Origin of the sequence: Streptomyces sp. ISL-66 (genome assembly GCF_018614135.1) — a bacterium.
GTDB lineage: Bacteria > Actinomycetota > Actinomycetes > Streptomycetales > Streptomycetaceae > Streptomyces.
Genome location: NZ_JAGGOW010000015.1, coordinates 20,161 through 33,954, shown reverse-complemented (window position 1 = coordinate 33,954; position 13,794 = coordinate 20,161). Strand labels below are relative to the sequence as shown.

Genomic DNA, 13,794 nt, shown 5'->3' with positions numbered 1-13,794 from the left:
GGATCAATACGCCCCGTGCGTACAGTCTCGCAATCATTTCCGTTCGATTGGATGCGCCCGTTCTCCGAAGCATGTTGCACAAGTGCGCCGCAACCGTGTGCGGACTGATGCAGAGATCATTTGCGATGCGGCGGTTCGAAGATCCGACGGCCACCAGCGAAGCGATCCGAATCTCGCGTCCAGTCAAACCTCTTGCCTCGAAAGCGATGCTCGAAGCATGGACCTGCGTGCGTAATTCGTCACCCACGGCGACAGCGTAGCGGCGCGTCAAGTTCCGGACAAGGAGCGGGAGTTCCGAAGAATTTCCGGGCCGGTTCCAAGTGGCTCGGAGAATCCCGTGCCGCACGCGTCGCGTCGTCCCCTCCCGTAACACGGGCGCCGTATCCGGGCCGCCGCGGATTCATAGTCGATCGGGGGATATGAAGCGGCGCGGGCCGGGAGCAGCCTTGCTCGTGCATCCACCCCGGTGACCATCTTTCCGAAGGAGTGAGGCATGTCCTACGAGCCCCTGGAAACCCTGCGCCGCGCCGGTACCCCGGTCGACCTGCTGTCCGAGTCCGAGCGCGAGGTCTTCGCCGCCCTGAGCCCGGACGAGGTCTCCGTCCTCGGCTCGATCCAGGCGCGGCTCAGCGCCGTGTCCGCCGCCGTCGAGGGCCAGCAGGCCGACTCCAACACGAACGTCGTCTGCTGACCCGGTTCCGGGCACCGCAGGTCTTCCCGCCACGCCCGGCGCGCTCCGCCGTCCCCCGCGACTGATCAACCCCGTCGCGGCCGCCGGGGGAGCGGAGCCCCGTGTCCGTGGCCGGTTCGGCAGCGCGTGGCCGGCTGCCGGACCGGCCGCGCGCCGAATCACCGTCCGCACGGACAAGCAGCGCCGGAGAGGTTGGGATGGATCGAGTAAGCCGATACCTGGTGATGAGCGACCACACGTACACGGACGGCACCGGTCTCCCCGTGCGCCTCGCGTACAGCACCCGCACCGCGAAGGTCATGGCGGTCGACGTCGCCACGGCCCGGGCGCTGGAGGCCCGGGACCCGGCGGCCTTGTCGCCGGCGTGGGCCGAGGCGCTGCGCGGCGCGGAAGTGCTCGTACCGGCGGAGGAAAACGAGCTGACCGCGGTCCTCGACCGCAACCGGCGCGCCTCCGCGGACCGCTCGGCGGTCCAGATCGCCCTGCTGCCGACCTCGTACTGCAACATGGGCTGCGCCTACTGCGGCCAGGAGCACAGCCGCGGCGGCCTGACGAGCACGCACCGCAGCCAGGTGCACGACCGGGTCCTGCGCGCCGTGAACGCGCCGACCACGCGCCGCCTGCGCATCGACTGGTTCGGGGCCGAGCCGATGATGGGCTACGCGGTCATCCGCGACCTGGCCCCCCGGTTCGTCCGGGCCGCGGCCGAACGGGGCGTCGCATACTCCTCGTTCCTGGTGACGAACGGGTCCCTGCTCACCGCCGGAAAGATCGACACGCTCATCCGCGCGTGCGGGGTCACCCATTTCGAGATCACGGTCGACGGGCCCCCGGAGATCCACGACGAGCACCGTCCGCTCAAGAGCGGGCGCGGCTCCTTCTGGAAAATCGTCCGCACCGTGCGCGCCGCGCTCGACGAACCGGAATTCCGGTCCACACATTTCAACTTCCGCACGAATGTGGACGCGCACAACCAAGACAGCGTTCCCCGCTACATCGAGCTGATGGCGGAACTCGGATTCGCCCGGCCCAACGTGTCCTTTTCGATCGTTCCCGTCCACTCGTGGGGGAACGACGTGTCCGAGATCGAAGTATCGAAGCAGAACTTCGCCGAGAAGGAAATGCTCTGGTTCCGCCTCATGCGCAGCCACGGCCTGACCGCTCAACTGCTGCCCAACACCGCGAAGAAGGTCGTGTGCCCCGCGACGACCGTCGCCTCCGAGATCATCAGCAGCACCGGCAACATCTTCTCGTGCAGCGAGTACCCCCTCGTCCCCGCCGCCGAGCAGACCCTCGCGCTGACGCACATCGACCGCGCGGGCACCGAACCGGTGCGGCCGCTGGGCCCCTTCGACGGCTGGAACGACGAGATCGAAGAGGGCAAGACCTGGTGCACCGGCTGCGTCTTCATGCCGACCTGCGGAGGTTCCTGCCCCAAGGCGTGGCAGGAGGGGCACCCGCCCTGCCCGAGCTACAAGTTCAACTTCCAGGACCGGCTGGACCTCGTCGCCGCCGAATGCGGACTGAGTCCCGCGGTCGGCGAGGCCACCGGGGTCCGCTGATGACGCACGCCCCCGGCCCCGTGCCGGATGCCGACGGCGGTGCCGATGCCGGTCCCGGTCGTGGTCCCGGCCCCGGTCCCGGTCGCGGTGCCGGTGCCGATCCCAGTGCCGGTCCCGCCCCGCGCCGCCTCCTGCTGGGCGTCTGCGGCTCGGGCAACGTGCTCGCGCTGCCGCAGTACCTCATGAACCTCCCGGCCGACCTCCACGTCCGCATCGTCATGACCCGCTCCGCGGCGGCCCTCGTACCCGCCGCGACCATGCGGCTGGTCTGCCAGGAGGTGTACTGCGACGGCCGGGACGAGCTGACCACCGGGCACGTCTCCCTCGCGTCCTGGGCCGAGCGGGTCGTGGTGCTGCCGGCCACCGCCAACATGCTCGGCCAGGCGGCGCACGGACTCGCCTCCGGGCTGCTCAGCTCCGCACTGCTCGCCCACGAGAACCCGGTGCTGTTCTTCCCCAGCATGAACCGCCGGATGTGGGACCGGCCGGCCGTGCGCCGCAACGTGGCACAGCTGCGCGCCGACGGCCACGCCGTCGTGGAACCGGTGCCGGCTCCGGCCTGGCACATCGCCACCCACGACGTGCAGAAGAACCTCGGACTGCCCCCGCCCGGGACCGTCGCCGCGGTGGTGAGCGAGTTCTTCCGGCTGCCCGTCGCCCCGCCCGATCCCCCGCCCGACCCACCGGGAGGCCCGTCGGGCGTCTCGTGAGGCGATCTCTCGGGTGATCCGGCGGGTGCCCGGCGGGCGATCCGTGGGGTGATCCATCGGCCGGCCGCCGGCCGCGCCGTCCACCGGCGCCGCAACGGAGGAGGAGACGTGGCAGCAGCCGCGCACAGGTTTCGTACGGCATTCGTCAGCGGGCCGATGTCGGTGCGCGGCTTCCGGCTGCTGCTCGCCGGACAGCTGTCGTCGACGGTCGGGGACTACTGCTACGCCGTGGCTCTGCCGTGGCTGATCCTGTCCGGCGACGGGGGGCCCGTCCTGCTCGGCACGGTGCTCGCCTGCTACGGCATCCCCCGGGTCGTCACCATTCCCCTGGGCGGGGTGGTGGCCGACCGGTTCGGGGGCCGGCCGGTGATGCTCATCGCCGACGTGGTGCGCGCCGTCGCCGTCGGGTTCCTGGCGGTGGTCACCTTCAACGGGACTCCTACCCTGGCCCAGTTGGCACCCGTCGCGGTGGTCCTCGGCGCCAGCTCCGGAGTGTTCATCCCCTCGTCGTACACCCTCCTGCCCGCCCTGCTGCCCAAGGACGACCTGGGCCGGGGCAACGCCCTGTCCACCATGGTGAACCAGGTCGGCGGCCTCCTCGGGCCGACCGCCGGCGGTCTGCTCGTGGCCGGCTTCGGGGCGGGGCCGGCGCTCGCGGTCGACGCGGTCTCCTTCCTGGTGTCGGCCGTGGTGCTCTTCCGGATGCGCACCGGCGCGGACGCCGCCGCGGCAACGCCGGGGGCACCGGCCGCCGCTGCTCCCGGGAAGGGCGCCACGGGACCCTCGTTCGTGGAACTGCTGCGCCACGGACGGCTGTTGCACGTCGTCCTCGTGGTCGCTCTGGTCTGCAACCTGGCGTTCAGCGGCACGATCGAGGTCGCCCTCCCGGGACTGGCGCACGAACGCATGGGCGCCACGGGCTACGGCGTGCTCCTGACCTGCCTGAGCCTGGGCGGCCTGGCCGGTTCGCTCCTGGCCGCCCGCGTCCGTACGGTGACCTCGCCCGCCTACCTCTTCGCCGGGCTCGCGGTCGTCATGGGGGTCGCCCTGGCGGCCGTGCCGTACGCCGGCGGCCTGGTCGGCGCCGCGGTGAGCATCTGCGTGTACGCGGTGGCCAGCGGCTGGCAGAACATCGTCGCCGTGACCATGCTGCAGGTCTGGACGCCGCCGGCCCTCATCGGCCGGGTCATGAGCCTGGTGATGCTGGCCGTGATGGGCACCTTCCCGGTCTCCGTGGCCGTGGCGGGCTTCGGGGTCCGCCACCTCGGTGCGGCGCCCTTCTTCCCGGTCGCGGGCGCGGCCATCTCCCTCGCCGTCCTGTGCGCGCTCACCCAGAAGGCGTTCCGCGGCTACCGCACGGGCGGCGAGTACGGCTCGGACACGGACACCGGGTCCGAGTCCCCGGCGGCGACGGCGAAGGCGACGGTCAAGGCGAAGGCGACGGCGAAGCCGGCACCGGCCGCGCAGGCGACCCCCGCACCCGCGACGGCCCCCGTACCGGCTGTGACCCCCGCACCCGCGACGCCCCCCGCACCGACGACCCCCGCGCCGCGGACGACCGCTCCGCCGGCCGCCCGCTCCGCGCACCAGTGGCAGGACCGCAGCAGTCAGGAGTCACAGGGATGAGCGTGTTCGTTCCGTTGGGCAAGCCGGTGCACGACCGGGGGCGGGGAGCCGGTGGTGTCGCGTACTTGCTGGTCAATCCGCCCGTCACCGATCCGACGACCCCCTACCACTCGATCCCCTACCTCGTGGGCGCCGCCCGGGAGGCCGGCCACACCACCTACGGCTGCGTGGACGCCAACCTGGACGCCTTCGAGTACCTCGCGGACCCCGAGCGCTTCGGCGCCGCGATCGACTCGGCGCGGCGGACCCGTGCCGAGATCGAGGGCCGCTCGGGGCCGCTGTCCCGGCACGACGAGATCCGCTACCGGCAGTCCCTCGCCGCGGAGGGCCTGACCGCCTCGTCCGCCCGTGACGCGGTCTGCGTGTTCAAGGACCCGGAACTCTTCTACCACCCCCCGACCTACGCCCAGGCGGTCGCCGTCATGAGCCGGTGGTGGGACCTGCTGGCGATGGACATGCCGCCCGGGGTACTGGACGGCTTCTCGATCCGGGCGAAGTCCACCGTCAACCTGTGCAGTACCGCTGACCTGTCCGACCCCGCGGTGGTCGGGGCCGTCTCCCGCCCCTTCGAGGGTTACTTCGCCGACGAGTTCGACTCCCGCCTGCGCGAACGTAGTTGGGATCTGGTGGGCCTGTCGGTCAACTACACCAGCCAACTGCCCGTCGCCCTGCGAATGGCCCGGCTGATCCGGGCCGCGCTGCCCGACACGGCGATCGTCTTCGGCGGCACCGAGGTCGGTGACGTCGTCAAGTACGCGGCGGACGCCGACGCGCCGTGGAGGGTCTTCCAGGACGCCGACCTCATCGTCCCCGGCGAGGGGGAGGCCGCCCTGGTCGGCATCCTCGACGCGATCAGGGACCGCACTCCCTTCGACGGCGTCGGCGGGGTGATGACGAGGTCCCGCCCGAACCCGCGGATCGCCTTCGCCGGCGTGGCCACGCTCCCCAGTCCCGCGTACGACGTGTGGGAATGGGACCGCTACTGGTCCCCGGAGCCGGTGATCCTCTACAGCCCCACGCGCGGCTGCTACTGGAACAAGTGCACCTTCTGCGACTACGGCCTGAACACCGACCGCCCGACCTCCCCCTCGCGCGAACGCCCCGTGGCCGCCGTGATGGAGGACCTGCGCCAGGCGTCGCGCTTCGGACGGACGCTGTACTTCGCCGTTGACGCCATGTCCCCCCGCTACCTGCGCGCCCTCGCCGCGGCCCTCGCGGAATCGCCCCTGGACATCCGGTGGGCCGCGGAACTGCGCCTGGAGCGGACCTTCCCCGAGCGCAACGTGGGCGAACTCCTCGCGGCCTCCGGCTGCGTCGCGGTCTCCTTCGGCTACGAATCCGGCACCCAGCGGGTCCTCGACCTCATCGACAAGGGGGTGCGGATCGCCCAAGTGCCGGACGTCCTGGCCGAGCTGGCGCGCAACGGCATCGCGGCGCAGATGATGGGATTCACGGGATTCCCCACCGAGACCGAGGCGGAGGCGCTGGCGACGTACGAGTTCCTCCAGGACCACGAGAAGCTCTGGACGACCGCCGGGATCGGCGTGTTCTCCCTGACTCCGGGCTCCATCGTCGCGAAGGATCCCGGGCGCTTCGGCATCGAGCTGCTGCCCGTCTCGGCCTCCGACGACATCGAGCGGTACGTGAACTGGCGGGAGCGGGACTCCTCGGCGGTGCACTGGCCCGAGGCGACCGACTCCCGGATCCCGCGGGAGTACGTCGCGAGCATCCGCAAGGTGAGCTTCGACCGGCCCTTCGTCGGCGGCATCGACTCCGCCCACAGCCTCCTCTACTACGCCCGCTTCGGCCGGGCGCTGCTGCCGGACGTCCCCTCCGGGGAGGAGCCGCTCGTCAGGCTGGCCGGCGAGCCCGTGGTGAGCGTGCCCTTCGCCTCCGTCGAGTCCCTGACCGGTGTCGACGACCTGATGGCCGAGGTGGGCCGCAGGAGCAGGCAGCACCTCGATACGACCGCCTCCGCCTACGAGGACTGGCTGCACGGCAGGGGAGCGGCCCGCGCCGGTTCCTGCGGAGCCCTCGTCCTCGCGCACGGAGACGTGGTCGAGCTGCCCGCCGGAGTGGACTTCGCCGCGGACACCCCGATGGCCCGGGCCCTGCGCCTCATGGTGGCGGCCCAGGCGCGAACCTGACGGGGGCCGGGCGCCCCGGTCGCGGCCGTAGGCGACCGCAGGGCCCGAGCGGTGCCGGGGCGGTCGGGAGGCGCCGCCACGCGGACCGGCAGACGATGGATCCGTGGACATGACCGCGGATCGAAGGGCAAGGCCGCCGCGGCAAGGCGTACGGGTGCCAGATGAATGAGGAGATTCCGGTCGACGAGCTGATCAGCGGCGCCGCGCAGGCTGCCGGCGGGTGGCTGGGCTCGTTGCCGGTCGCCCTGATCGCCACCAGCGCCGACGGCACGATCGTGCGCTGGAACCAGGTCGCGCAGGAGCTGCTGGGCCACGCCCCGCCCCAGATGCTGGGACGCAACATCGCGGACCTCCTCCATCCCGGAGCCGACCGGAGCCTGGGCCGCTCGCTCTGGGAAGCCGCCGCCACCGGGCGGGGCGTGATGGGCACGGTGACCGCCTGGCACCGCGACGGGCACCCGCTGGAGGTGGAGATCTGGGCCTCGCCGGTGTCCGACCGGCAGCACGGCGCGGCCTCGGTCCTGGTCTTCGCAGCCGACGCCCATGCGGCGCGACGCATCCGCGGGGCGTCGGCGGTGTGGGACGGGCTGTTCTCCCGCTCCCCGGTCGGCATCGCCGTCCTCGACACACAACTGAGGTTCCTGCAGGTCAATGCCGCGCTCGAAGCCATGAACGGGCTGCCGGAGTCGGCGCACATCGGACGCCGTCTGGCCGAGATCCTCCCCGAGGTGAACGCCCACGAGATGGAGGAGGCCATGGTGGAGGTCCTGGCGACCGGGCAGCCGCTCCTGGACCGCCGCCGCGTCGGACGGACACCGGCCGAGCCGGACCAGGACCGGGTGTGGTCGTGCTCCTACGTCCGGGTCGAGGACCCCGCCCGCATGCCGATCGGCGTCATCGCCTCGCTCGTCGACATCACCGAGCAGCAGCACGACCACCTCGAAGCCGAAGCGGGCCGGCGCAGGCTCGCCCTGCTCAGCGAGGCCAGCATGCGCGTCGGCTCCAGCCTGGAGCTGGAGCGCACCGCACAGGAACTCGCAGACCTGGCCGTACCGCGCCTGGCCGATGCCGTCACCGTCGACGTCCTGGACGCCCTGGCGCGCGGGGACGAGCCCGGCATGGGGCTGACCGGAGGGGCGGCCCTGCGGCGCCTCGGCAAGGCCCCGCTGTCCGGATCCCGGGTGACCGACGTCCTCGCCCCCCTCGGCAGGACCCTCGTCTTCCCCCCGGCCGCCCCCTACAGCCAGGCCCTCGCGGCCCGGCAGACCTACCTGATCGCCCGGCTCGACGAGCAGGCCGTCGCCCCGGCCGCCCGGCACTCGGCCAAACCCGCACAGCTGGTCACGGTGGGAGTGCGCTCGTTCATCATGGCGCCGCTGGTCGCCCGCGAGACGGTGCTCGGCGTCGCCACCTTCTACCGCACCCACCCCAGGGTGCCCTTCGGGGCCGAGGACGTCACCCTCGCCGGTGAACTCGCGGCCCGCGCCGCCCTCAGCATCGACAACGCACGGCTCTACCACCGGGAGCACGAGACCGCCGTCATCCTCCAGCGCAGCATGCTCCCGCAGCACATCACCCCGCCCCCGGGCCTGGAAGTGAGCCACCGCTACCTCCCCGCGAGCGACGTCAACGAGGTCGGCGGCGACTGGTACGACGTCCTGCCGCTGGCCCGGGGCAAGGCGGCCCTGCTGATCGGCGACGTCATGGGACACGGCATCGCGGCGGCCGCGGTCATGGGCCGGCTGGCCGCCTCCGTACGGGCCCTGGCGCGCCTGGACCTGCCGCCCGTCCGGCTCCTGCACCAGCTGGAAGCCGTACTCGGCGACCTCACCGAACCGATGCTGGCCACCTTCCTGTACGTCGTGTGCGATCCGGCCACCGGACAGTGCACGGTGACCCGGGCCGGGCACCCGCCGCCCGCGCTCGTGCTCCCCGACGGCACGGTCCGGCTCCTGGACACCCCGCCCGGCGTCCCCCTGGGCGTCGGGGGCGTCTCCTTCACTCCCACGGATTTCACGCTGCTTCCCGGCAGCCTCCTGGTCCTCTACACGGACGGACTGATCGAAGCCCGGGGCCACGACCTCGACGAGCGGCTGGCCGAACTGACGCGCCTGCTCGCGGATCCCCAGCGGCAGCTGGACCACCTGTGCGACTCGCTGATCACCCACCTCGTCCCCGCGGCGGCCGACGACGACGTGGCCCTCCTGGTCGCCCGCGTCGGCGGCTAGCGCTGTGACCGGAGAGGTTCACCGGGTCGCGGCGTGGTCACAGCCGCCCCCGGCCGCTGAACCCCACCGTGTTGGGGGACGTTGACCGTTCGTTGGTGGCCCGTTGGCCCTGTGCGCGAGAGTCCTGCCCAGAGAAGCAAGCCCCGGAACGGAGGAGCGTGCCATGACCGTGGGCAGCGGCAGAACCTGGACGCACGAGGGGGCCAACCCCTGGGACCAGCTGGCGGCCGAGATGCGGCGCATCAAGGACGCGCAGGAGCTCAGCTATGCCCGGCTGGCCCAGCGCAGCCACTACAGCAGGTCCTCCTGGGAGCGGATCCTCAACAGCAAGCAGCTGCCGACCCGGGTGGCCCTCGAGCAGTTCGCGACCGCGGTCGGGCAGGACGCCCGGCCCCTGCTGGACCGTCTCGAGCGGTGCCTGCACCACTCCGCGGCCGCCCGGCGCGGATCTTCGGCCCCCGCCCGGCGACCGCACCCCCGCCGCGCCCGCCCGGCCGGTACCGGCGCCCTGGCCCTGGCGTCCGCGGCCGGTGCCGTGGTCGGAGGCCTGATCACCCTCGCCCTCACCCGCGGCGCCCCGTGGGTCTACCGGGTCGCCCGGTAGGCGGCGGTCAGCTTCGCCACCGCCCCCGGCAGGTCACCGCTGAGCAGCAGATGATCCGCCTCGGCGAACGGCTTCGCCGACGCCTCGCCGATGCCACGGGCCATCTTCGCCTGCACGATCAGCCGGGCCTTGGCGACCAGTTCCCTGCCCTGCTCGGAGCTGCCGAGGCCGGCTGTCTGGAGCGTCCTGGCCGCGATGCCGATGGCCTTCAGGGCGACCTCTCCGCCACCGGCCGGGGGCTTGGTGAGGGTGGTCAGGCCCCAGCCGTAGGGGAACTGCGGGTCGTAGGCGGCGTCACCGACGTTGATGGGCAGCTGTGCCTGCGACTTGGGCCACGTCACCGGCAACTGCCCGGTGAAGGGACGCTCGCCGTACAGGACGTCGGCGACGCCGTCGCCCTCGGTCCCGGGCAGCCAGGAGGCGACGAGTGCTTCGATGCCGCCGAGGCGGTCGCCGATGAGCTGCGGTCGGCCGGAGACGATCAGTACCGCGCACTTCATCGCCGCACAGACCTTGTCGACGGCCGCCTTGTCGGCATCGGTGAGTTCCAGGTCGTTGCCGTTGCCGACGTCACCGAAGCCCTCGGCGTACGGCGTCTCGCCGACGACGACCACGCCTACGTCGTATCCCCCGGTGGCGGCGGAAGCGTCCTTGGAGTAGGTGATCTCCGCGCCCGGGGCGGCCTTGCGCATGCCTTGGAGGATCGTCGTGCCCGTCGTGGTCGGACCGGAGGAGCCTTGCCAGCTGATGGTCCAGCCACCGGCCTGGTTGCCGATGTCATCCGCGTTGGACCCGGCGACGTACACCTTCTGCGATGTCTTCAGCGGCAGCACCGCGCCGTCGTTCTTCAGCAGCACCTGGGACTTGGCGACGGCCTCACGGGCCACCGCGCGGTGCTCGGCGGAGCCGATCCGGTCGAGGTTGGCCGTGTCCGCGTAGGGCTGCTCGAAGAGGCCCAGTTTGAACTTCTGGGTCAGGATCCGGGACACCGCGTCGTCCACCCGGGCCTGGCTGACGCGCCCCGCCGTCACCTCTTCCCGGAGCGTGCGCGTGAAGCCCTGGTAGTCGGTCGGCACCATGATCATGTCGAGACCGGCATTGACGGAGGTGCGCACATCGCTCGGGTAGTCGCCGGGGATCTGGTCGATCGCCTGCCAGTCACTGATCACGAACCCGTCGAAGCCCATGCGGTCCTTGAGGACCCCGTTGATCATCTCGGCGTTGGCGTGCATCTTCACCGGGCCCTGGTCGTCGCCCAGGACGTCCAGCGACGAGTACGAGGGCATGACCGTGCCGGCTCCGCGCTTGACGGCCTCGGTGAACGGCGCCAGGTGCACCGCTTCGAGCTCCTGGCGGGTGACCTTGGTGACGCCCTGGTCGATCGTGTACGACCCCGTGGTCGACGAGCCGAACTCGGTGCCGCCGTCGCCGACGAAGTGCTTGGCGCTGGTGAGGACCTTGTCGTTGCGGTCCAGGTCCTTGCCGTCGCGTGCGCCCTGCATGCCGGTGATCACGGTCTCCATCGCGGTGACCAGAGCCGGATCCTCGCCGAACGCCTCGTAGGACCGGCCCCAGCGCTCGTCGCGGGTGACACACAGGCACGGTGCGAAGTCCCACGGAATGCCGGTCGCGCGCACCTCCTCGGCCGTCACCGCACCGGTCTTCTCAGCGGTCTTCGGGTCGCGTCCGGCACCGATGCCGATGTTGTGCGGCATGATCGTCGAGCCGATGACGTTGTTGTGGCCGTGTACGGCGTCGACGCCGTAGACGAGCGGGATCTGGAACCGGGTCGTCTGGGCGCGTAGCTGGTAGGAGTCGACCATCTTCACCCATGCTTCGGGGGTGTTGGGGGCCGGCACGGAGCCGCCGCCGGAGAGCAGCGAGCCGAGGTCGTAGGAGGCGATGTCGCCCTGTGCCTTGAGGGCGCCCCGCTCGGCCTGCGTCATCTGGCCGGCCTTCTCCGCGAGGGACATCCTCGCGAGGAGGTCCGCGACGCGCTTCTCGACCGGGAGCCTCTTGTCGAGGTACGGCAGCCCGTGGGCGTTGACCACGACGTGGGGTGTCTCCGCGGGAGCCTTGGCGCCGCTGACGGTCAGCTTGAGGGCAACGGTCTCCGCGGACTCGGCGGAACCGTCCTTCTTGGTGCTGACCGTGATCGTACGGCTCGCACCGGAGACCGTGCCCGCGGGGAAGGTGACGCTCCCGGAGACCGGCCGGTAGTCGTCACCTGAGGTGGCGCTGCCGCCCTCGGTGCCGTAGGCGACGGTGACGGGCTCGTCGATCGGGCCGGAGCCGGTGGTGACGACGGAGACCTTCACCTGCGCGGTCCCGCCCTCCGCGACGGGGTACACGGCCGAGTCGGTGACCACCCTGGCGTTCAGGGCGGGTTCCGCCTTTCCGTACAGCTCGACGGCGTCGATCGCGAAGGAGCCCGGCGCGCCGGTCGGCAGGGTGAGGGCGTACCCCCACATCTCGTTCAGGCCGAGAACCTGGTCGATGCCGCCGACGGGCTGGTAGTCGGTCCGGTACTGGAACTCCGAGAACGGAATCTCGACGAGGTGCCAGCCCTCCCAGTCGTCGGTGAACGACGTGGTCCACAGCTCGGACGCCTCGCCGTTGGCACCGCCGTCCTTGATCTCGAAATGGACGCGCTTGCCCGAACCGGGCGGAAGCGGGGCGGTGTTCTGGCCGTACCACCAGAAGCGGATGCCCTTGTGGGCAGTCCAGTCCTGGGCCGGTTGGTCGAAGGCGAAGTCGTGGCTGGCTCCGCCCCAGCCGCTGATGTCGTAGGTGCCTTCGAGGACCTTGCTGCCCTCGGGAGCGTCGGCCCGCTCCTTGATCTCCAGCTTCGGTTGGTCGTCGGCATCGCTGCCCCAGGTGAAGATCCCCTCGGCGGGCGGGTTGGCGAAGGGCACCTCGCCTTCGAAGCGGTCGACGAGCCGTGGGGCCGGATCCGCGGCAGCGGCGGCGGTCGGCAGCCCGCCGGCCAGCAGGCCGCAGAGTACGGCGGCCGCGGCCAGTGCCGACGTACCGGTTTTGAGCGGGGGACGTGGTCGTGGCATGACAACTCCTTGACGCGTGGGATGCGAAGGGGGGAGGTCGGGAGGGAGATTCCCCGGACGGAGCGGACCCCTCAGGGGCGGGGCGCGGAGCGTCGGACGACCAGTTCGGTGCGCAGCACCACCGGTTCCGTGGAGAGGGTCTTGCCGCCGAGGCCGGCGAGGAGGAGCCGGGCCGCTGTTTCACCCATCTGCCGCATGGGCTGGCGGACTGTGGTCAGGGGCGGCTCGGTGTGACGGGCGATGGGGATGTCGTCGAATCCGACGACGGCGATGTCGTCCGGGACGTCGCGGCCGGCTTCCCGCAGGGCCCGCAACGCACCTGCGGCGATGAGGTCGTTGTGCGCGAAGACGCAGTCGAAGGAACGCCCTTGGGCGAAGGCTCGCTCGACACCGTGCCGCCCGGACTCCTCCGTGAACTCGCCGTCGATGACGAGATCGGTGGGCAGGATCTCGGAGAATCCCGCCAGTCGGTCGCGTACGCAGCCGAAGTCGCGCCGGCCGGTGAGGACCAGTGGCCTGGTGCGGCCGGATTCGAGCAGATGCCGGGCGGCGGACGCGCCGCCTTCGCGGTTGGTCGTGGCCACGGACGGGAACGCCGGGTGGCGGCCGCGGTCGTCGATGAGTACGACGGGCAGCCCCCGGCGGTACATCTCCGCGATGGTGTCGAGGGTGTTCTCCGGTTCGATGACCAGGAGCCCGTCGAAGGCGCGGGCGGAGACCTGACTGGTGAAGTGCCTGACGGAGTCGGCGCCCCGGTTGCAGCTGAACAGCAGCAGTCCGTAGCCGGCCGCCTCGACGGTGTCGGCCACGCCCTGGAGCACCTCGCCCATCCACGGCCAGGTGAGGGACGGCGTCAGCATGGCGATGGTGCGGCTGCTGCCGCGGGCCAGGCCCACGGCTCCCGAGCTGGGAACGTAGGCGAGCGCATCGATCACTTCACGAACACGGGCGGCGGTACTGGGGTCCACCTCCGTCCTTGTGTTGAGCACACGGGAGACCGTTGTCTTGCTGACCCCCGCCTGACGTGCGACGTCGGCGATGGTGGCTCGCATGCATGCGCCTCCGCGTCGGGTTCCGGAACCGGTCCCGGTACCGGTTCCGGCTGGTGCGGCGAGTCAACATGCGGGCCGCCCTGCCGTCAAGACTTCACACAGGACAGGGGAA

The 13,794-nt window shown here is 71.5% G+C and carries 9 protein-coding genes and 1 pseudogene; 7 read left to right on the top strand and 3 right to left on the bottom strand.

Annotated elements, in window-relative coordinates:
- Positions 1 to 43 precede the first annotated feature (43 nt).
- Positions 44 to 247 (bottom strand): annotated as a pseudogene (locus tag J7E97_RS36950) (helix-turn-helix transcriptional regulator); the annotation flags it as partial.
- A 246-nt stretch (positions 248 to 493) separates the two neighbouring features.
- On the opposite strand from J7E97_RS36950, the gene J7E97_RS03810 reads away from it, so the two are divergent.
- From J7E97_RS03810 to J7E97_RS36545, 7 genes are all read left to right on the top strand, one after another.
- Positions 494 to 691, top strand: a complete 198-nt coding sequence (locus J7E97_RS03810) for an aroma-sacti cluster domain-containing protein (RefSeq protein ID WP_215022237.1) — start codon at positions 494 to 496, stop codon at positions 689 to 691.
- Between the two features lie 224 nt (positions 692 to 915).
- Positions 916 to 2,253 (top strand): radical SAM/SPASM domain-containing protein, encoded by a 1,338-nt coding sequence (locus J7E97_RS03805; protein ID WP_251053766.1) that lies wholly within the window; start codon positions 916 to 918, stop codon positions 2,251 to 2,253.
- Positions 2,253 to 2,963, top strand: coding sequence for a flavoprotein (locus J7E97_RS03800; protein WP_215022227.1), 711 nt, complete (start codon positions 2,253 to 2,255; stop codon positions 2,961 to 2,963). The genes J7E97_RS03805 and J7E97_RS03800 overlap by 1 nt, the downstream gene beginning before the upstream one ends.
- A gap of 108 nt (positions 2,964 to 3,071) precedes the next feature.
- Entirely contained in the window at positions 3,072 to 4,589 is a 1,518-nt protein-coding gene (locus J7E97_RS03795) for an MFS transporter (protein WP_308346309.1), read from the top strand.
- On the top strand, positions 4,586 to 6,736 hold the full coding sequence (locus tag J7E97_RS03790; protein ID WP_215022225.1) for a B12-binding domain-containing radical SAM protein: 2,151 nt from the start codon (positions 4,586 to 4,588) through the stop codon (positions 6,734 to 6,736). The genes J7E97_RS03795 and J7E97_RS03790 overlap by 4 nt, the downstream gene beginning before the upstream one ends.
- A 161-nt stretch (positions 6,737 to 6,897) precedes the next feature.
- The gene (locus J7E97_RS03785; protein WP_215022216.1) at positions 6,898 to 8,964 is read left to right on the top strand and encodes a SpoIIE family protein phosphatase; all 2,067 of its coding nucleotides are present in this window, start codon (positions 6,898 to 6,900) and stop codon (positions 8,962 to 8,964) included.
- Positions 8,965 to 9,127: 163 nt separating this feature from the next.
- Positions 9,128 to 9,568 (top strand): helix-turn-helix transcriptional regulator, encoded by a 441-nt coding sequence (locus J7E97_RS36545; protein ID WP_285427821.1) that lies wholly within the window; start codon positions 9,128 to 9,130, stop codon positions 9,566 to 9,568.
- Here the strand turns inward: J7E97_RS36545 and J7E97_RS03775 are convergent.
- On the bottom strand, positions 9,550 to 12,630 hold the full coding sequence (locus tag J7E97_RS03775) for a glycoside hydrolase family 3 N-terminal domain-containing protein (RefSeq protein ID WP_215022214.1): 3,081 nt from the start codon (positions 12,628 to 12,630) through the stop codon (positions 9,550 to 9,552). The genes J7E97_RS36545 and J7E97_RS03775 overlap by 19 nt on opposite strands.
- 71 nt (positions 12,631 to 12,701) lie before the next feature.
- Positions 12,702 to 13,682: a LacI family DNA-binding transcriptional regulator gene (locus J7E97_RS03770; RefSeq protein ID WP_215022208.1), complete on the bottom strand. Its 981-nt coding sequence runs from the start codon at positions 13,680 to 13,682 to the stop codon at positions 12,702 to 12,704.
- Between the last annotated feature and the right edge of the window lie 112 nt (positions 13,683 to 13,794).